The 18,307-nt window shown below is 71.2% G+C and carries 16 protein-coding genes; 11 read left to right on the forward strand and 5 right to left on the reverse strand.

Annotation, left to right across the window (positions count from 1 at the left end; genetic code table 11):
- Positions 1-116: 116 nt before the first annotated feature.
- Both sfsA and VM685_RS18050 read left to right on the forward strand, forming a co-directional pair.
- Entirely contained in the window at positions 117-815 is a 699-nt protein-coding gene (sfsA, locus tag VM685_RS18045; protein ID WP_325461561.1) for a DNA/RNA nuclease SfsA, read from the forward strand.
- 56 nt (positions 816-871) lie between these two features.
- A complete protein-coding gene (locus tag VM685_RS18050) occupies positions 872-1,264 on the forward strand; it encodes a hypothetical protein (protein ID WP_325461562.1) in 393 nt (130 codons plus the stop codon).
- On the opposite strand, the gene VM685_RS18055 is transcribed toward VM685_RS18050, so the two are convergent.
- Positions 1,261-1,902 (reverse strand): class I SAM-dependent methyltransferase, encoded by a 642-nt coding sequence (locus tag VM685_RS18055; protein ID WP_325461563.1) that lies wholly within the window; start codon positions 1,900-1,902, stop codon positions 1,261-1,263. The two genes, VM685_RS18050 and VM685_RS18055, sit on opposite strands and share 4 nt — an antisense overlap.
- Before the next feature lie 157 nt (positions 1,903-2,059).
- On the opposite strand from VM685_RS18055, the gene map reads away from it, so the two are divergent.
- The 3 genes from map to VM685_RS18070 all read left to right on the forward strand — a co-directional run bounded on the left by map (position 2,060) and on the right by VM685_RS18070 (position 7,454).
- A complete protein-coding gene (map, locus tag VM685_RS18060; protein ID WP_325461564.1) occupies positions 2,060-2,878 on the forward strand; it encodes a type I methionyl aminopeptidase in 819 nt (272 codons plus the stop codon).
- Positions 2,879-2,966: 88 nt separating this feature from the next.
- On the forward strand, positions 2,967-3,845 hold the full coding sequence (locus VM685_RS18065) for an ABC transporter ATP-binding protein (RefSeq protein WP_325461565.1): 879 nt from the start codon (positions 2,967-2,969) through the stop codon (positions 3,843-3,845).
- A gap of 18 nt (positions 3,846-3,863) precedes the next feature.
- The gene (locus VM685_RS18070; RefSeq protein WP_325461566.1) at positions 3,864-7,454 is read left to right on the forward strand and encodes an ABC transporter permease/M1 family aminopeptidase; all 3,591 of its coding nucleotides are present in this window, start codon (positions 3,864-3,866) and stop codon (positions 7,452-7,454) included.
- Between the two features lie 108 nt (positions 7,455-7,562).
- Here the strand turns inward: VM685_RS18070 and VM685_RS18075 are convergent, their stop codons facing one another.
- The gene (locus tag VM685_RS18075; protein WP_325461567.1) at positions 7,563-8,957 is read right to left on the reverse strand and encodes an acetylxylan esterase; all 1,395 of its coding nucleotides are present in this window, start codon (positions 8,955-8,957) and stop codon (positions 7,563-7,565) included.
- Positions 8,958-9,067: 110 nt separating this feature from the next.
- Between VM685_RS18075 and radC the strand changes: the two genes are divergently transcribed.
- The 3 genes from radC (at position 9,068) to VM685_RS18090 (ending at position 12,527) form a co-directional block, all read left to right on the forward strand.
- Positions 9,068-9,829, forward strand: a complete 762-nt coding sequence (radC, locus tag VM685_RS18080) for a RadC family protein (protein ID WP_325461568.1) — start codon at positions 9,068-9,070, stop codon at positions 9,827-9,829.
- Between the two features lie 264 nt (positions 9,830-10,093).
- The gene (locus VM685_RS18085) at positions 10,094-10,606 is read left to right on the forward strand and encodes a DUF4402 domain-containing protein (RefSeq protein ID WP_325461569.1); all 513 of its coding nucleotides are present in this window, start codon (positions 10,094-10,096) and stop codon (positions 10,604-10,606) included.
- A gap of 55 nt (positions 10,607-10,661) precedes the next feature.
- Positions 10,662-12,527 carry a DUF885 domain-containing protein gene (locus tag VM685_RS18090; protein WP_325461570.1) on the forward strand — a complete coding sequence of 622 codons (1,866 nt, stop codon included), beginning with the start codon at positions 10,662-10,664 and terminating at the stop codon, positions 12,525-12,527.
- A gap of 136 nt (positions 12,528-12,663) precedes the next feature.
- Here VM685_RS18090 and VM685_RS18095 read toward each other — a convergent pair whose 3' ends face one another.
- Entirely contained in the window at positions 12,664-13,575 is a 912-nt protein-coding gene (locus VM685_RS18095) for a sugar kinase (protein ID WP_325461571.1), read from the reverse strand.
- 47 nt (positions 13,576-13,622) lie between these two features.
- Here VM685_RS18095 and VM685_RS18100 point away from each other — a divergent pair, with 47 nt between their 5' ends.
- Together VM685_RS18100 and VM685_RS18105 are read left to right on the forward strand one after the other, a co-directional pair.
- Positions 13,623-14,687 carry a beta-N-acetylglucosaminidase domain-containing protein gene (locus VM685_RS18100; protein WP_325461572.1) on the forward strand — a complete coding sequence of 355 codons (1,065 nt, stop codon included), beginning with the start codon at positions 13,623-13,625 and terminating at the stop codon, positions 14,685-14,687.
- Positions 14,688-14,774: 87 nt separating this feature from the next.
- Positions 14,775-16,859, forward strand: a complete 2,085-nt coding sequence (locus tag VM685_RS18105) for a hypothetical protein (RefSeq protein ID WP_325461573.1) — start codon at positions 14,775-14,777, stop codon at positions 16,857-16,859.
- A 42-nt stretch (positions 16,860-16,901) separates the two neighbouring features.
- On the opposite strand, the gene VM685_RS18110 is transcribed toward VM685_RS18105, so the two are convergent.
- Positions 16,902-17,087 carry a hypothetical protein gene (locus VM685_RS18110; RefSeq protein WP_325461574.1) on the reverse strand — a complete coding sequence of 62 codons (186 nt, stop codon included), beginning with the start codon at positions 17,085-17,087 and terminating at the stop codon, positions 16,902-16,904.
- 265 nt (positions 17,088-17,352) lie between these two features.
- Between VM685_RS18110 and VM685_RS18115 the strand changes: the two genes are divergently transcribed.
- Positions 17,353-17,478 (forward strand): hypothetical protein, encoded by a 126-nt coding sequence (locus VM685_RS18115; RefSeq protein ID WP_325461575.1) that lies wholly within the window; start codon positions 17,353-17,355, stop codon positions 17,476-17,478.
- Here VM685_RS18115 and VM685_RS18120 read toward each other — a convergent pair.
- The gene (locus tag VM685_RS18120) at positions 17,475-18,302 is read right to left on the reverse strand and encodes a cyanophycinase (protein WP_325461576.1); all 828 of its coding nucleotides are present in this window, start codon (positions 18,300-18,302) and stop codon (positions 17,475-17,477) included. The two genes, VM685_RS18115 and VM685_RS18120, sit on opposite strands and share 4 nt — an antisense overlap.
- Between the last annotated feature and the right edge of the window lie 5 nt (positions 18,303-18,307).

Consider the following 18,307-nt stretch of genomic DNA (forward strand, 5'->3'; position numbering starts at 1 on the left):
CGGCCGGCCGCGCGGCGGCGAGCCCTGCGGGCTCGTCCTTGAGCTCGCCGCAGGCCATAGCAAACTCGCGGCCATGGACTTAAGGCGCAGACCGCCTTGGCCTATGTAGCAGGCCCATGGACTTCCCCGCCCCCCTGCTCCGCGGCACGCTGGTCTCCCGCTACAAGCGCTTCTTCGCCGACGTGGTGCTGGAGGATGGCACGCCGGTCACCGCCCACTGCCCGAACCCCGGCGCCATGCTGGGGCTGAACAGGCCGGGCCTGCCCTGCTTCCTCTCCACGTCCGACGACCCGAAGCGGAAATTGCGCCACACGCTGGAGCTCGTGGAGGCCGATGGCGGGCTCGTCGGCATCAACACCCTGCATCCCAACCGCCTGGTCGCCGAGGCGCTGGCCGCCGACGCGATTCCCGAGCTCACCGGCTACGCCACCCACCGCCGGGAGGTCCGCTACGGGACCAACTCGCGCGTCGACTTCCTGCTGGAGCACCCGGAGCGTCCCCGCGCCTGGCTGGAGGTGAAGAATGTCCACCTGCGCCGCGAACCCGGCCTCGCCGAGTTCCCCGACTGCGTCGCCGCCCGTTCGACCAGGCACCTGCGCGAGCTGGCCCACGTGGTGACCGAGGGCGACCGCGCCATCGTCCTGTTCGTCGTCCAGCGCACCGACTGCGACCGCTTCGCCCCCGCCGCCGACTGCGACCCGAAGTTCGCCCAGGCCCTCTCCGAGGTGCGCGAGGCCGGCGTCGAGGTCCTGGTCTACGGCTGCGAAATCACCCCGCACCGCGTCCGGATCGGGAGCCCCATCGCGCTTCTGTGATCGGCGTTCGCCGGATCGGGCCCCGCATGAGCGTGTTTGCCCCGCCGGAGGTCGACATGACGCGCATGCTTCGGGCAGCCGCCCTTTCCGCCCTGATCCTGGTCCCGGCCGCCGGCGTCGCCGCCGCCGCGGAGGCCGCCGCCCCCGACGCCGCCCCGCCGAAGGGCGCAGTCGGCGTCTGCGTCCGCTGGGGCGCCGATCCCACGAAGCTGGCCGAGGTGGTGCTGGTGAAGCCGTCCGGCGACCCGCGCGTGGACGTCATGGTCCCCGAAGCCCTGCGCACCATGCCTTTCCCGAAGCCCGACGGCGACACCGGCGGCTGGCGCGCCATGAGCGTGGGCGTCGGCGGCGCCGAGCCGCTCTCCGAGGCCCCGGACTGCGGGAGCCTGGCCTCCACGGTCGACGAGCCGATCACCGCCCGCCCGCTGCCCAGGAAGACGATCGCCTAGGGCGCGAAGCGCGAGGCGATGCTGGCCCGGGGCCAGATGCCCAGCCAGCGGTGCTGGAAGCCCGGCGCATAGTCCTTCAGCACGTGGTCCGGCGGCGGGAAGAAGAACGGCGGGGTCATCAGGTTCACCGGCCGGAACGTGGTGGGATCGGTCGGCACGTCGGCCATCGCCTGCACCTGGAAGCTGTGCGAGGTGGCCAGCCAGTCGCTGCCGGACGCCAGGAAGTTCTCCAGCACCCGGACGATGTCCACGTTCGACAGGTGGAACAGCACGTCGCGCACCAGCACGAAGTCGGCCCGGGGCAGCGGGTCGCGGGTGATGTCGATCACCTTGAAGGTGTGCTGCGGATGCTCGGCCTGCAGCTTGTCGATCATCGCGGGCACGATGTCGGCGCCGGTGTAGTCGATCCCCGTGAGGTCGCAGGCCTTCATCCAGTTGAAGTCGCCGCAGGGCGCGTCCAGCATGGACTTGCAGCCCAGCGCCCGGACCATCGGCATCAGGGTCGCCCGCAGGCTCTCGGTGTAGCGCAGGGTCGAGCCCGGCCCGCTGACGCTCTCGGCGTCCTGCCAGATGTTGGCGTCGAAGGCCTCGACGAAACGCTCGGCGACGGGATCGGAAACGGACAGGTCGTCGGCCATGGGCGCGCCTCTGCAGAGCCTTCAGTCGGCGGACGCTGACACGATTCGAGCCGCGCCAGCGGCGGCGCGCCGTCGCAAGCGTTGAACTTCGGCGCTGCGATTGCGACATAGGGCGCTACGGCCGCGCGCCGCCCCGCCTCCCACCGAGCCTCTCCCAATGACCGACATCCTCGACGGCGAACACCGCACCGGCCAGATCAAGATCCATTCGCCCGACGACTTCGAGGGCATGCGCCGGGCCGGCAGGCTCGCCGCCGAGTGCCTGGACATGCTGGCCCCGCACGTGGTCCCGGGCGTGCTGACCGAGAAGCTCGACGACCTCGCCCGCGAGTTCATCCTCGACCATGGCGCGATCCCCGCCTGCCTGGGCTACCGCGGCTACTCCAAGACCACTTGCATCAGCCCCAACCACATCGTCTGCCACGGCATCCCCGGCGAGCGGATCCTGCGCGAGGGCGACATCGTCAACATCGACGTCACCGTCATCGTCGACGGCTGGCACGGCGACACCTCGCGGATGTACGGCGTGGGCCCGGTGGCGCCGCGCGCCAAGCGGCTGGTCGACGTCACCTACGAGGCCCTGGAGCGGGGCCTCGCCGCCGTGAAGCCCGGCGCCCGCACCGGCGACATTGGCCACGCCATCCAGTCCTACGTCGAGAGCATGCGCTGCTCGGTGGTCCGGGACTTCTGCGGCCATGGCCTCGGCAAGGTGTTCCACGACGCGCCCAACATCCTGCACTTCGGCCAGAAGGGCACGGGCGAGCTCCTGCGGCCCGGCATGTTCTTCACCATCGAGCCCATGGTGAACCTCGGCAAGCACCCGGTGAAGCTGCTCTCCGACGGCTGGACGGCGGTCACCCGCGACAAGTCGCTCTCGGCCCAGTGCGAGCACTCCGTCGGCGTCACCGAGACCGGCGTGGAGATCTTCACCCTCTCCCCCACCGGCCAGTTCAAGCCGCCCATCCAGAGCGCGTAACACCCGCGCCCCAAACGTTACGCTTCGCTAACTTGCCGCCGCCCCCGGGTCGATGCAGCTTCGGCCGCAACGAGGGGTGGTGATACCGATGCTTTCCATCAAGAACCTGACGCACGTCTACGCCAACGGCACGCGCGCGCTGGACGGGGTCGACCTGGAGGTCGGCAAGGGCATGTTCGGCCTGCTGGGCCCGAACGGGGCGGGCAAGTCGACGCTGATGCGCTCGATCGCCACCCTGCAGACGCCGAGCTCCGGCGAGATCCGCTTCGGCGACATCGACGTCATCAAGGAGCCCGAGAAGCTCCGCCGCACCCTGGGCTACCTGCCGCAGGACTTCGGCGTCTATCCGCGCGTCAACGCCTACGACATGCTCGACCACATGGCCGTCCTCAAGGGGATCGCCGGCAAGGGCGAGCGCAAGGCCACCGTCGAGGCCCTGCTCCAGCAGGTGAACCTCTGGGACGTGCGCAAGAAGGCCGTGGCCGGCTACTCCGGCGGCATGCGCCAGCGCTTCGGCATCGCCCAGGCGCTGATCGGCCAGCCCTCCCTGATCATCGTCGACGAGCCCACCGCGGGCCTCGACCCCGAGGAGCGCAACCGCTTCCTCAACCTGCTGGCCGAGATCGGCGAGAACGTGGTGGTGATCCTCTCCACCCACATCGTCGAGGACGTCGCGGACCTCTGCCCGAAGATGGCGATCCTCGCCGGCGGCAAGATCCTGCGGGAGGGCGCGCCTTCCCAGCTGATGGGCGACCTGAAGGGCCGCATCTGGACCAAGACCATCGACCGCCACGAGCTGGACGACGTGAAGGCCGCCCACGAGGTGATCTCCACGCGCCTCTCGGCCGGCCGCACCGTGGTGCACGTGCTCGCCGACAAGGCGCCGGACGCCGGCTTCACGCCGGTCGAGGGCGGGCTGGAGGACGTCTACTTCTCCACCCTCGCCGCCTCGCGCCGCGCCGCCTAAGCCAGAAGGACGCGCGTCATGTTCGGCAAGATCGCGGCCTTCGAGCTGCGCTACCAGATCCGCCAGCCGATCTTCTGGATCGCTGGCCTGATCTTCTTCCTGCTGGTCTTCGCCTCGGTGACGATCGACCAGATCCAGATCGGGTCCGGCGGCAACATCCACAAGAACGCGCCCTCGGCGATCGCCCAGACCACCGGGATCATGACGCTGTTCTTCATGTTCGTGGCCACCGCCTTCGTGGCCAACGTCGTCGTGCGCGACGACGAGACCGGCTACGGCCCGATCATCCGCTCCACGCGCATCCGCAAGTTCGACTACCTGTTCGGCCGCTTCACCGGGGCCTTTGCGGCCGTGGCGCTGAGCTTCCTGTTCGTGCCCCTGGGCATCCTCCTGGGCTCGCTGATGCCCTGGGTCGATCCCGAGACGCTCGGCCCCAACAACCCGGCCTACTACGCCTTCGCCTATTTCTGGATGGCGCTGCCCAGCCTGTTCCTGGTTTCGGCGATCTTCTTCTCCCTGGCCACGGCCACGCGCTCGATGATGGCCACCTACGTGGGCGTGGCGGCCTTCCTCGTCCTCTACATCGTCATGAACGCGGCCCTGCGCGATCCCGAGCGGCGCGAGATCGCCGCGCTCGTGGAGCCCTTCGGCCTCGCCGCCTTCGGCCTCGCCACCCGCTACTTCACCGCCGCCGAGGCCAACGCCGTCCTGCCGCCCATCGAGGGCGCCCTGGTCTGGAACCGCCTGATCTGGATGGGGGCCGCGCTGGGCTTCCTGGCCATCGCCCACTTCGCATTCCGCTTCGAGACCAAGGGCAAGAAGGCGCGCCGGCTGGAGAAGCTGCGCGCCGCCGCCGACGCCGAGGCGCCCGCCGCGCACGCCGGTCCCCTCCCCGCGCCCCGCTTCGGCGCGGCCACGGCCTGGGCCCAGCTCGTCAAGCGCACGCGCTTCGAGATGGGCCAGGTGTTCAAGAGTCCCGCCTTCGTCGTCCTCCTGCTGCTTGGCCTGTTCAACTCAGGCGGCGCCCTGATCCTGGGGGCCGAGCAGGGTGGGACCGACATCTATCCGGTGACCCGCTGGGTGATCTCGACGCTGAACGGCGCCTTCACCCTGATCGTCCTGATCATCGCCATCTACTACGCCGGCGAGCTCGTCTGGCGCGAGCGCGACCGCAAGACCCACGAGATCGTCGACGCCACCGCCGTGCCCGACTGGGCCTTCGTGGTCCCCAAGACGCTGGCCATCGCCCTGGTGCTGCTGGCCACCCTCCTCATCAGCGTCCTGGCCGGCGTGCTGGTGCAGCTCTCCAAGGGCTTCACCGACATCCAGCTCGGCAAGTACCTCCTGTGGTACGTGCTGCCCAACGCCGTGGACTGGACGCTGGTCGCCGTCCTGGCCGTCTTCCTGCAGGCCATCTCGCCGCACAAGTTCGTCGGCTGGGGCCTCATGCTGATCTACCTGATCAGCTCGCTGACGCTGAACAACCTCGGCTTCGAGCACAACCTCTACCAGTACGGCGGCACGCCCCAGACGCCGCTCTCCGACATGAACGGCCAGGGCGACTTCGCCGGCTTCGCCGCCTGGTTCCGGGCCTACTGGACCGCCTTCGCCGTGATCCTGCTGGTGCTGGCCTACGGCCTGTGGCGGCGCGGGACCGAGACCCGTCTGGCGCCGCGCCTCAAGCGCCTGCCCCGCCGCCTGATGGGCCCGGCCGGCGCGCTGGGCGGCCTCGCGCTGGTGGCCTTCGTGGGCCTCGGCGGCTTCATCTACCTCAACACCAATGTCTGGAACGAGTACCGCACGGCGCTCGACGAGGAGCGCTGGACGGCCGACTACGAGAAGCAGTTCCTGAAGTACGAGACCCTGCCCCAGCCGTCGGTCACCGACGTGCGGCTCGACCTCGATCTCTATCCCCACGAGTCGCGGCTCGTGACGGAGGGCAGCTACCGGCTGGTCAACGACACCGCCCAGCCGATCCGCGAGCTGCACCTGCGCCTCGACCGCGACACCCGCGCCGAGAAGCTCACCCTGTCGGTCCCGGCGAAGCTGAAGACCTACGACCGGTTCAACTATCGGGTCTTCACCTTCGACCGGCCGCTGCAGCCCGGCGAGACCGCGACGCTCACCTTCCGCACCCTGATGCAGCAGAGGGGCTTCAAGAACCGCGGCAACACCACGCGGCTGGTGGACAACGGGACCTTCGTCGACAACTTCGAGTTCGCGCCCGTCGTGGGCATGGGCCGGGACAATGTGCTCCGCGACCGCGCCAAGCGGCGCAAGTACGGCCTGCCGCCCGAGCTGCGCCCGCCCAAGCTCGAGGACCGCTCGGCCCAGGTCCGCAACTACGTGGGCGGCGCCGACTGGGTGAATGCCGACATCACCGTCACCACCGTCGCCGACCAGACGCCGGTCGCGCCCGGCTACCGGATTTCCGACGTCACGCGGAACGGCCGGCGCACGATCCACTACAGGACCGACGCGCCCGTCCTGAACTTCTTCTCGGTACAGTCGGCGCGCTACGCGATCCGCAAGGTGGACTACAAGGGCGTCGAGCTGGCGATCTATTACGACGCCCAGCATCCCTACAACGTCGACCGGATGATCAAGGCGCTGCAGGTCGGGCTCGACTACTACCAGACCGAGTTCAGCCCCTACCAGTTCCGCCAGGCCCGCATCCTGGAGTTCCCGGGCTACGCGACCTTCGCCCAGGCCTTCGCCAACACCATGCCCTACTCCGAGGCCATCGGCTTCATCGCCGACAACCGCGACAAGGAGAAGGTCGACTTCGTCACCTACGTCACCGCCCACGAGCTGGGCCACCAGTGGTGGGCCCACCAGGTGATCGGCGCCGACATGCAGGGCGGCACCATGCTCTCCGAGACCCTGGCCTCCTACTCCGCGCTGAAGGTCATGGAGAGGATCCACGGGCCCGACGGCATCCGCCGCTTCCTGAAGCGCGAGCTCGACAACTACCTGCGCCGCCGCGGCGGCGAGGTGGTCGAGGAGCTGCCGCTGATCCGCGTCGAGAACCAGGACTACATCCACTACCAGAAGGGCGGCATCGTCATGTACCTGCTGGCCGACCGGCTGGGTGAGGCCAAGGTCAACGCGGCGCTCCGCACGGTCCTGCAGCAGTACGCCTTCAAGGGCGCGCCCTATCCGCGCTCACAGGACCTGGTGGATGCGCTCCGCGCCCAGGCGGGCGCCGACCCGGTGGCCCAGCAGCTGATCACCGACCTCGTCGAGAAGATCACCCTCTACGATCTCAAGACGAAGACCGCGGTGGCGAAGAAGCGTCCCGACGGCCGCTACGACGTCACCCTGACGGTCGAGGCCCGCAAGATGTACGCCGACGGCCAGGGCAAGGAGACGCCCGCGGCCATGGCGGGCGAGCTCTTCGACGTGGGCGTCTTCACCGCCGAGCCCGGCAAGAGCGGCTTCTCGTCGAAGGACGTGGCCTACTTCCGGCTGCAGCCCTTCCGCACGGGGTCGCAGACGGTCACGGTCACCGTCGACAAGGCCCCGAAGTTCGCCGGCGTCGACCCCTACAACAAGCAGATCGACCGCAACTCCGACGACAACGCCATCAAGGTGACCGCCGCGGACTGACCGTCGACCTCCCCCGCTCCGGCGGGGGAGGATCCCTGTCCCCACGCCTCCACCGCGGTGTCATCCCGGCCGAAGCGCAGCGGCTTCCGGGATGGCGCCTCAGGTGGCTCACCGCGGCTGCGAATACCCCAGCATGCGGTTCGCCCAGGCGATGAAATGCTTCATGTTCGGCCAGTCGGTGTGGCCGCCGTCGTGCTGGCGCCAGGCGAGCTGGCCTTCCAGCACGCCGGTGTTCACCGGCGGCATCCGCGTGGTCCGGTAATCCTCGGTCACGCCCAGGTCGCGCGCACCGGTGATCCGGAACGCCGGCTGGGCGGCGACGGCGGCCATCCAGCTCCCCTGCTGGTCGAGCCACAGCGCGTCGCCCCGCTCCGGCACGCCGTAGCTGATGAAGGCGGGCCTGGGCGCCACCAGCGCGATCAGCTGGTGGGAGTCCACCGGGATGTCGTCGGCGTCCTTGGGTCCGAACGTCGCCTCGGCCGCGCCGTACTTCATGAAGTTCCCGGCCATCCAGTGGTACTCGGACCGGTCGGTCAGGTTCTCCACCGCCTGGCCGAAGTTGCGCCGGTGCGGCTTGGCCCCGCCCTCGCCCGACGAGCCCACCAGCACCACGGCGAACCTCTGGTCGAACGCCGCCGTCACGAGCGCGGCCTTGCCGTAGCGCGACACCCCCTCGATGCCGACGCGCTTCGCATCCACCGTCGGATCGGTCTCCAGATAGTCCAGCGCCCGGCTCGCGCCCCAGGCCCAGGCCCGAAGCGCCCCCCAGTCCTCCGGCGTCCGGGGCTGGCCCCTGTTGGTCAGGCCGATGATCCCGCGCGTCAGCCCCGCCCCGTTGTCCGCCTGGATGCTGGCCGGGTTCAGCGTCGCGAAGCCCCAGCCCGCCGCCACCAGCTGGTGCTGCGAGGGCGGGTCGCCGGCCGCATCGCCGGGCGGGGTGAGATTGAGGCCGCCGCGGCCGAACATCACCAGCACCGGCACGGGGCCCTTCGCCTGCGACGGCGTCACCAGGGTCATCTGGATGTCCACCGCGATCGCCGGATAGGCCGAATTGTCCGCCCGGCCGACCAGCTGGCGGGCGAGCACCGGCGCGCCGCCGAGCATCGTGCGCTCCTGCGCCACCACGCTCCAGGTCACCTTCGGCGCGCTCTCCGGCACGCGGCCCAGCACCTCGCGCTCGAAGTCCTCGACGATCTCCGGCCGGCGCTGCGTCCACCACATCGCGGCCGTGGTCACCCGCCGGCCGCTCTTCAGCGTCATCAGCTCCGGCCAGTCCGGATAGGGATTGGCCCTGGCCTCGTCATAGTTGGCCGGGTTCGGCGCATCGGGGCGGCCGCTGGGCGCCGGCCGCAGCGTCCGGATCCCCAGCTGGCGCATCATGCCGGCGTGGTCCTGTTCGGTCGTCCAGGTCACCGGCGCCTGGGCCTGCGCCGCGGGCCCGACCGCCAGCCCGGCGCACACCGCCGCCAGCGCCAACGCGCGCCCGCCCCTCGTCCAGAGCATCGCCGTCTCCCCGTCAGCCTCTCTCCGGCAGGCCAGCACCCTGAAATCGGCCTGTCCAGCACCGGCGATATCCAGCTTGACTTGCGGAACGTTTGAGGAACACTGCGGCCATGCCGCGCCCCGCCGCCGTCGAGGATATTTCCGCCCAGCCCGAGCTCTGGACCGCCCGTCCGGCGCCGGCCCGCGACACGTCCGGGCCCCCGCCGCATTACGTCGGCCACCGCGACCGGCTCCGTGAGCGCGCCACGGCCGGCGGGCTCGCCGCCCTGCCCGACTACGAGGTGCTGGAGCTCGTCCTGTTCCGCGCCATCCCGCGCGGCGACGTGAAGCCGCTCGCCAAGCAGCTCCTCGCCCGCTTCGGCTCCCTGGGCGGCGTGCTGGGCGCCACGCCCGAGGAGTTGCGCACGGTGAAGGGCGTCGGCGAGGCGGTGGCGCTGGACCTCAAGCTCCTGCACGAGGCGGCGCTGCGGATGGGCCGCGAGCAGGTGGCGCGCCGTCCGGTGATCTCCTCCTGGTCCGCCCTGCTGGCCTATGTGAAGACCGCCCTGGCCCACGAGGCCCGGGAGCAGTTCCGCGTCCTTTTTCTGGACAAGAAGAACCAGCTGATCGCCGACGAGGTGATGAACCGTGGCACCGTGGACCACGCGCCCGTCTATCCGCGCGAGGTGGTGCGCCGCGCGCTCGAACTCTCCGCCAGCGCGGTGATCCTGGTGCACAACCACCCCTCGGGCGATCCCAGCCCCTCGTCCGCCGACGTGGACATGACCCGCCAGGTGGTCGACGCGGCCCGGCCCCTGCGCGTCGCCGTCCACGACCACCTCGTCGTCGCCCGCGACGGCGTCGCCAGCTGCCGCGCGCTTGGCCTCATGTAGCGCCGCGAGATCCCCGCGTTGACGGGGGCGGGGGCGCGGCCGCCGCACCGATGGCCGACCGACGCCGCTCTTGAGCCGCCCATCCGGGTCGTATAGCAACGTTCGGCGAGTCTGATGCTCTCAGGTTGTGCAGCGCAACAAGGCGCGCTCGCGCGAGTTGCAAAGCGTGGCCTTTAAGTTGCTTGTGGGGGTTACGTAGGGTACGCGCGTCCCAAAGCCGGACTGTAGGCGCTCCCTGTTCGGAAGGCGGGATTCGAAGGACCGATGAGCATCCGCAGGCCCCTGTTCGCGACCGTGATCGCCGCCGCAGCCCTTGCGGCCGCCGGCTCGGCCGCGGCCCAGACCAGCCAGTCGGCCAGCGGCAGCATCACCGTCCTGCAGCCGGTGCTCAACGTCACCAAGACCGCCGACCTCTCCTTCGGCTCGGTGATCCGGCCCACCGCCGGTTCCGGCACCATCCAGATCGACGCCAACAGCGGCAACGTCACCACCTCGAACCTGGCCCAGGCCAGCGGCAACACCACCAGCCGCGCCAGCTTCCTCGTGGAAGGCACGGCCAACGCCAACATCACCGTCACCTACCCCAATTCCGTCAACCTGACGCGGTCGGGCGGGTCCGAGACCCTGACGGTCTACCTGACCTCCACCATGGGCGGCGGCCAGATCGGCTCGGGCGGCACGGTGAACTTCAACATGGGCGGCCAGGTCACGCTCTCCAGCGCGACCGTCGCCGGGGCCTACACCAACACCTTCACCGTGACGGTGGCCTACAACTAGACCGCCGCCGGGGCGCCCCCTAAGGTCCCGCTTGCTCACCCAGAACGGGACCGCCATGCGCCTCGACCGACGCGACCTCCTCCTCTCCGCCGGGGCCGCGGGCCTGCTCGCCGCCGCGCCGGGCGCCCTCGCCCAGACGCCCGCCGCCCCCGACACCGCCGACCAGGCGCTCGGCCGTCACCTGGACGACCTCGCCGAGCGGCTCCTCATCAAGACCCCGGAGACCGCCACCAGCCTCGGCCTCGACAAGGACGCCCGGGCCGGCCTGAAGGGCCAGCTCTCGGACGCGGCCTGGGCCAATGTCCTCGACGACCGGGGCTTCTGCCGCGACGGCCTGCGCGCGCTCGAGGCCTTCCCCGACAGCGCGCTGTCGCCCCAGGCCCGCATCCACAAGGGCGTGGTGGCCTACGCCCTGAAGCTCGGCGCCGACGCCGCGCCCTTCGACTACGGCGACAACACGCTCGCCTCGGCCATGAGCGAGAGCTCGACGCCCTATGTGGTCAGCCAGCAGGACGGGGCCTACGCCGCCGTCCCGGAGTTCCTCGACAGCCAGCACGCCATCGAGACCGAGGACGACGCCGACGACTACCTCTCACGGCTGCACGAGCTCTCCCAGGTGCTGGCCGAGGAGACCGACCGGATCCGCAAGGACGACCGCCTGGGCGTGGTCCCGCCGGACTTCATCCTCGCCAACATCCTGGGCCAGCAGCAGGGCCTGCTCGCCATCCGCCCCGGCCAGTCCCGGCTGGTGACCTCGCTGGCCCGCCGCGCCCGCGAGAAACAGCTCTCCGGCGATCTCGAGGCGCGCGCGACGCGGCTCGTGGAGACCGAGGTCTATCCGGCGCTCGCCCAGCAGTACGAGACGCTTAAGGGCCTCGCGCCGCGCGCCGGCCGCGACGCCGGCGTCTGGCGCCTGCCGCAGGGCGAGGCCTACTATCGCTGGCTGCTGCGCGAGGGCACCTCCACCTCGCTCACCGCCGACGAGATCCACCGCATCGGCCTGGAGCAGAACCGCGCCATCGAGGCGCGCATGGACGGCCTGCTCAGGGCCCGGGGCCTCGCCCAGGGCACGGTGGGCGAGCGGATGACCGCGCTCGGCCGCGACCCGAAGCACCTGTTCCCCGACACCGACGCCGGCCGCGCCCAGCTGATCGACTACCTGAACGGCGTCATCGCCGCGATGCGCCCGAAGCTCTCCCAGGCCTTCACCCTGCGGCTCAAGGCGCCGATCGAGGTGAAGCGCGTGCCCGTGGAGATCGAGGACGGCGCCGGCCAGGGCTACATGAACTTCGGCTCGCTCGACGGCTCGCGGCCCTCGACCTACTACATCAACCTGAAGACCACCCAGAACTGGCCGAAGTTCAGCCTGCCGACCCTGACCTTCCACGAGGGCGTGCCGGGCCACGCCTGGACCGGCGCCTACCTCACCGAGACCGGGAAGATGCCGCTGATCCGCATCATCCTGTCCGGCTTCAACGCCTACATCGAGGGCTACGCCCTCTACGCCGAGCAGCTGGCCGACGAGATCGGCATGTACGACGCCGACTGGGCCGGCCGCCTGGGCTACCTGCAGGCGCAGCGCTTCCGCGCCGTGCGTCTCGTGGTCGACACCGGCCTGCACGCCAAGCGCTGGACCCGCGACCAGGCGATCCAGTGGGCGGTGGACAACACCGGCCGCGCCCGCGACGCCATGACCAGCGAGATCGACCGCTACTGCGCCACCCCCGGCCAGGCCTGCGGCTACAAGATCGGCCACACCGAGATCAACCGCATGCGCGACAAGGCCCGCGCCGCCTTCGGTCCGCGTTTCGACGTCCGCCGGTTCAACGACCTCCTGGTGCAGACCGGCTCGGTGCCGATGGACGTGCTCTCCGCCACCGTCGACGGCTGGATCGCCAGCGGCGGCCAGATGCGCCTGTAGATCTTTGTCTGGAACTCGACAGAGCGACGCCGGGTTGTAGGCCTGTTCGTCTGCGGGTCGCCCCACCCGTGTCCGAACCGGACCGGCCCGACCACACGAGCCCCTCTCCAGTCTTCGGGCCGGTCCCTTCTTCCCCTCAGAGCGCCGGCGTCGCGTCCTTCGGGATGATCGCCCCGGCATGGCGGATCACCGCCTCGGCGAGCCTGCGGCCCGCGGCCACGGCCTCGGCCGGCGACCGTCCGGCAAGCCGCGCGGCCAGGTAGGCGCCGTTGAAGCTGTCGCCCGCGCCCGTGGTGTCCACCACCCCCGCCACCGCGGGCCCCGGCGGGATCACCTGCACGTCGCCGTCCGCGTGGATCGCCACCGTGCGGTCCTCCTCGCGGCGCACCACCTCCGGCCCCATGGCCGCCCAGGCGTTCGCCACCTGCTCGGCGCTCTCCCCGCACAGGTCGACGGCGTCCGGACCGCTCACCGAGACATGGGCGCAGAGCGGGATCACCGCCTCGGCCGCCGCCCGCGCCGCCGCCGCGTTCGGCCACAGCCTCGGCCGGTAGTTGGGATCGAAGGCCACCGGCACGCCGGCCTCCCGCGCGCCCAGCAGCAAGCCGCAGAGCGCCGCGCGCCCGGCCTCCCCGATCACCGCGAGCGTAATGCCCGACAGGAAGACCATCTCGGCCTCGCGCATCGCCCGGCCGAGCGCCTCCAGGTCCGCGCGCTGGAAATAGTCCCGCACCGCCGCCTCGCCGCGCCAGTAGAAGAACCGCCGCTCGCCCCGCGCGTCCCGCTCGATGGCGTAGAGGCCCGGCAGCTTGCCCTCCAGCCGCAGCACCAGGTCGGTCTGGATCGCCTCCGCCTCGGCCAGCCCCAGGATCGCCCGGCTGAACGGATCGTCGCCGCCCAGCGCCGTGGCGTAGGCCACCCGCCGCCCCAGGCGGCTCAGGTAGACGGCGGTGTTGAAGGTGTCCCCCGCATAGGCGATCCGGCCGGCGCCTTCCGCGCCCAGGCTCAGTTCCACCATGCATTCGCCCAGTGCGATGATCCGGCTCATGAAGCCCCGCTTCCCACAATCCGCCGAACCCCGCTAGCCTCTCGCCCATGTCGGTGGAAATCGGTGTCATCGAAGGCTTCTTCGGCCGCCCCTGGTCCTGGGGCGAGCGGACGGACAACGTCCGCTTCCTGGGGCCGCGCGGCTACGGCTTCTGGCTCTACGCCCCCAAGGCGGACCCCTGGCTGCGCCGGCGCTGGCGCGAGCCCTATCCCGAGGCCGAGCTCAAGGCCCTGCGCGACTTCGGCGCCGCCTGCCGCGACGTGGATGTCCGCTTCGGCGTCGGCCTGACGCCGTTCGAGCTGCACTTCGCCTTCGACACCAACGCCAAGGTGGCGCTCTCGGCCAAGCTCGCCCAGCTCGACGACGCCGGCGTCGAGGATCTCGCCATCCTGTTCGACGACATGCGGGGCGACCTGCCGGACCTCGCCGCCCGCCAGGCCGAAATCGTCCACTGGATCGGCCCGCGGACCAAGGCCTCGCGGCTGATCATGTGCCCCAGCTACTACTCCGACGACCCGGTCCTCGACCGCGTCTTCGGCGCGCGCCCGAAGACCTATCTGGAGGAGCTGGGCCTCGCCATCGACCCCGTGGTCCACATCATGTGGACCGGCGAGGAGGTCTGCTCGCTCGAGTACTCGCCCGGCCATCTGGAGCGGGTCGGCCAGGCGCTCCGCCGTCGGCCGTTCCTGTGGGACAACTATCCCGTCAACGACGGTCCGCGGATGAGCCAGCACCTGCACCTGCGCGCCTTCACCGGCCGCCCGGCGGCGATCGGCGAGCATCTCTCGGCGCACGCGGTGAACCCCGCCTCCCAGCCCGTGCTCTCGCGCATCCCCATGCTGACCCTTGTGGAGAGCTACGCCCGCGGCGACGGCTACCAGTACCTGGCCGCCTTCCGCCGCGCCGCGGGCGAGGTGCTGGGCGAGGCGCTGGCCGCGCGCGTCCTCGCCGACGTCATGACCCTGCAGGACACCGGCCTCGACCGCCTGTCCGAGCGCAAGGCCGCGATCCGCGAGCGCTACGCCGCCTTCGACCACCCGGCGGCGCGCGAGGTCATGGCCTGGCTCGACGGCGCCTACGCCGTCACCGGCGAGGACCTGCAGACTCAGTAGCTCGCTAAGCAGCTTGTCGCATATCAAGGCGGGCCGCCGGCGCCGCATCTTACGGTTGTCTGCGTCCCCCTAGTGCAGAGCCGCGTCATGCCCACCTCCCTCACCCCCGAGATCCACGTCAACACCACCAGCACGGGCGACCAGGTCCCCGCCGGCGTGGCCGCCCTGGCCGGCGGCCGCACGGTCGTCACCTGGATCGACCAGGGGCCGGAAACCGATCTGCTCCGGCTGCGGCTCGCCACCCCCGGCGGCGACGCCGCCTCGGTCGAGATCACCGTGGGTCCCGCCGCCCAGGCCGACGTCGCGGCCCTCAGCGGCGGCGGCTTCGTGGTCGTCTGGACCACCGGTCCCGACGCCCCGGCCACCGTCCAGGCCCAGGTCTTCGACGCCTCGGGCCAGGCGGTGGGCGCCACGCGCGAACTGGCCAGCTACGCCATCGCCGGCACGCCGACGCTGGGCTTGCGCCTGCTCGGCCTCGAGGTGACCGGCCTCTCCGACGGCGGCTTCGTGGCCGGCTGGAGCATCCAGCGGGCCGACAGCATGGGCTTCCAGGGCCTCGCCTCGCGCATCGTCGTCGCCGACGCCCAGGGCCAGGTGGAGCGGGACATCCCGGTCTTCGTGGAGCCCTCGAACAAGCAGCTCGTCCAGTACGACCCGGACATCAGCTTCGTGGACCTGGGCGACGGCCAGTTCCTCGCCACCTGGCGCGATGCGCCCACCTTCGGCCCGGGCGTGAGCGACGCCGGCGCCCAGTGGGCGCAGGTCTACGACCTCTCCGGCCAGGCCATCGGCTCCCCGGTCCGGCTCGACGCCGCCTTCCCGTCCGATGGCGGGCCGACCGTCGATCCGGCCCAGGGCCTCGGCCTTGGCCACACCGACGGTGGGGACGTCGTCTTCGCCTGGAGCCAGGGCGGCGCGGTCTGGGTCTCCTTCTATCCCGACGACCGCCTGGGCCTCGGCAACGCCACCAACCGCACCCAGCCGGTGCGGGCCGGCGACGCCGCCACGGGCGACGGGGCCGGGGAGCCGCAGGTGGCCGTGCTGCCGGACGGGCGGGTGCTGGTCGCCTGGACCGGCGCCGCCGGCGACGTGATGGGCCGGCTGTTCACGGCCGAGGGCGCCGCGGCGGGCCCGGCCTTCGTGCTCGGCGACACGCCGGCTGGCGTGCAGGACCTGCTGGCCGTGGACGTCCGCGCCGACGGCGCCCTCGTGGCGGTGTGGCGCGAGGCCGACGCCAGCGGGACGGGCGTCACCCTGCAGGTGATCTGGCCGGACTCCGGCGCCCAGCTGGGCGCGGCCGGGCCTGACGGCATGGTCGGCACGGCCGCCGGCGACCTGCTGGTCGGCGGCGCGGGCGACGACTGGCTGCTGGGCCTCGGCGGCGAGGACACCCTCTCCGGCGGCATGGGCGCGGACAAGTTCATCCTGACCGTGGGCGGGGGCGCCGACCGGATCGTCGACTTCACCCACGGCCGCGACAGCCTCCTGCTGTTCGATCAGCAGGGGAACATCGCCGCCGGCGCGAACGGCCTCCTGATCCTCGACCGGACGACGGGCGCGCTCTCATGGGACGCCGACAGCGACGCCGGCGCCGGCCTGCCCCAGGCGATCGGCGTCCTGCCGGGCGTCGCCGGCCTCGGCCGCGGCGACTTCGCCGCCGGCTTCCAGCCCAGCGGCCTGCGCACCCTCAACCCCGACGGCACGCGCACGGACATGGTGTTCGACTGGGGCGCTCAGCCCTGGGACACCTCGGCGGCGACCTTCACCGCCTCGGGCCAGCTCAAGCGCTACGAGGTCCACAACGACGACGGCGCCTGGTCCTTCCGCGCCAACGACGTGGGCAATGTCACCACCGCCTGGTCGACCGTGGTCGCCGAGTACGACACCGCGGGCCGGCTCTTCGCCTACAGCGTCTACGGCGACGACGGCTCGCGCACCCTGTGGCTGTTCGACACCGCCGGCGTCCAGCCGTGGTCGCGGGTGATCGAGGGCTACGATCCGCTGGGACGCCTCTCCGTCCAGGCCGCGGCCCTCGACGACGGCGGCGCCTGGGAGCGGCACATCGACACCTACGACACCCAGCCGTGGGCCTACTACATCGACAACTACGCCGACGGCCGGCTGCTCAACCACACCTACTACAACGCCGACGGCTCGGTGTTCGTCGGCTGACGAAGCCGCGCCTCCCCCCGTTCCCGGGGGGAGGCGCAGGCCTCAGGTCCAGCGCAGCGCGCGGCGGACGTCGTCGATGCTCTCTCTGCGGCTCGGTCGCGGCGCGCGGTGCTGGGTCAGTTCCTCCAGCCGCCGTTCGGCGTCGCGGCCGTAGCGGGCCCGCAGCCGGCGCGCCTCGGCCTCCGCGGCCTCGGCCGCCTGCAGGGCCTTCAGCCAGTACTCACTCATGGCCTCGTCTCCCGTGGGACAGGGTGGACGAGAGGTTAACGCCAAGCTTTTCGCGGCGCACCCACGCCGCCTTCAAACACGCGTGAGAGGGCGCTTGCCAACACCGCCCGTTCGACATACAGTTTTTATGCAACTAGTTAGTTTGCAGACAGTCCTCGCCGTCCGGCGCGCGGCCGCGGGCAATCTAGCCCCAGCCTCGCGGTCTCCCCCACTCCCCCAAGTGCGCGTCAGCCTGGGCGGCGAGGACTTCCCTTCCGAGTAGCGCATGACCGACACCGCCGCCCACCGCCCGCTCCGCGCCGCCGTCCGCTACGAGATCCGCTGGAAGCGGGCCATGGAACTCGCCGCGCTCACGGCGTCCGCGCTCGGCCTCGTCAGCCTGCTGTTCTAGGTCTTCGGCGGACGCCAGGCCCAGTCCTCGTGCGGCAGCCCGCCCTTCGGCCGCCGCGCCTTCAGGTCGAACTCGTCGCCCTCGGTGAGCACGTGCAGGCGCACGTCGTGCATCGAGAGCGCATAGTCCGCCTCCGCCTCGGCCACGTTGGAGTGGCCGACCTCGGCGCCGTCCACGATGTAGACCGCCGCGCGGCCCAGCACCGTCAGCCGGCCCTTCTCCATCACCGCGGCGGTGTCCTCGTCAATCCCGACGCCCAGCACCCGCGGATTGTGCGCCACCGCGCCGAGCAGCCGGCCGATCCGGCCGCGCTCGGCGAAGTGCTGGTCGATGATCATGTCCCGCACCAGCCCAAGGCCCGGGGCCATGTGCAGGTCGCCGATCCGGTAGGATTCGGCCGACGGCCCACGCACCAGCATGGTCTCCGTCATCATCGAGGCGCCTGCTGACGTCCCGGCGACCACGCCCCCGCGGTCCAGGATCTCCCGGACGCGGGCCTCGATGGGCGTGTCGCCGATCTGGCTCGAGATGCGAAGCTGGTCTCCCCCGGTGAAGAACACGCCCGCCGCGCCCTCGAACAGCGCCAGCTTCTCGGGGTCGCTCGTCTCGTGCCGCTCGTTGACGTAGAGCTCGCGCAGCTCGACCCCGAAGTCGCCGAACGCCTCCTCGTACATCTGGAGGTAGCCCTCGGGCTGGTGGCTGGCGACCGTGGCCAGCACCAGCACCCCGCCCTGCAGCCGGTCGGCCACGTACTTCAGGATCAGCCGGTCGCCGTCCTTGTCCTCGTGCCCGCCGATGGCGATCAGCACTCCGCGCTCAGGCATGTCCG

Origin of the sequence: Phenylobacterium sp. (genome assembly GCF_035539035.1) — a bacterium.
Lineage (GTDB): Bacteria > Pseudomonadota > Alphaproteobacteria > Caulobacterales > Caulobacteraceae > Phenylobacterium.